General features: G+C 54.6%; 1 protein-coding gene. It reads right to left on the reverse strand.

The window, feature by feature from the left end; genetic code table 11:
• Positions 1–996, reverse strand: a 996-nt coding sequence (locus tag HP459_RS23105) for a 3-hydroxyacyl-CoA dehydrogenase NAD-binding domain-containing protein (protein ID WP_253939688.1), incomplete at both ends; no start/stop codon positions are given.

Below are 996 nucleotides of genomic sequence, written 5' to 3' on the forward strand. Positions count from 1 at the left end.
GTTTTCCCTGACCCGTAACAGGAATAAGCGCATAAACCGAAGGGTCGACCTGTTTCTTGCTTTTACGCCCTTTCGCGGCGTAAAGATAGAAACCGCGTTCATTTTTTCTGCCTTTGCGATCGTCCTTCAAAATTGCGGAAACAAAGTTTGCAGGCGGCGCAAAACGATCGCCATAAGCCGCTTCCAGCACAGGGATAATTTTAGTCCCCGTATCAATTCCTACCTCATCCAAAAGTTGGATTGGGCCGACGGGGAAACCAAACTTCACCAGGGCGTCATCGACGTGCTCAATTTTCTCCCCTTCCGTCAGCAACCGCATCGCTTCGTTAATATACGGCGCCAGAATGCGGTTGACGTAGAAGCCGGCTTTGTCCGCGACCACAACAGGAGTTTTGCCCTGTTTTTTCGCCAGCTTCACCACGGTGGCAATAGTTTGCGGGCTGGTTGTGGCATGCGGGATAACCTCCACCAGAGGCATTTTTTCGACAGGACTGAAATAGTGCAGCCCTATCACCTGCTCCGGGCGCATGGCTTTCGCCGCGATGTCGCCGATCGGCAAAGACGAGGTGTTTGACGCGAAAATGGTGTGCGGCGCGCAATGCTGTTCAACGTCCGCTACCATCTGCTGCTTAAGGGCCAGATCTTCGAACACGGCTTCAATCACCAGATCGCGGTGTGCAAACCCACTGTAGTCGGTGGCGCCAGTGATCATCGCGAGGGTTTTATCGCGATCGCTGGCCTTGATATGGCGGCGTTTCACTTTGCGATCAAGGTTCTGCCAGCTGTACTGCAACGCGTGGTTGATGCCCTGAGGATTGATATCTTTGATACGTACGGGCAATTTGCCTTTGCTGGCGGTGACAAACGCGATGCCGCCGCCCATCAGCCCACCACCCAGAACCCCAACGGCGCGCAGCGGAGCCGGTTCAGCTTCACTGCCCGGATCTTTTTTAACCTCCGTGCTGGCAAAGAAAATGCCGCGCAGCGCCTGCGACT

The sequence above is a fragment of the Enterobacter sp. CM29 genome, from assembly GCF_013179605.1.
Taxonomy (GTDB): Bacteria; Pseudomonadota; Gammaproteobacteria; order Enterobacterales; family Enterobacteriaceae; genus Enterobacter; species Enterobacter intestinihominis.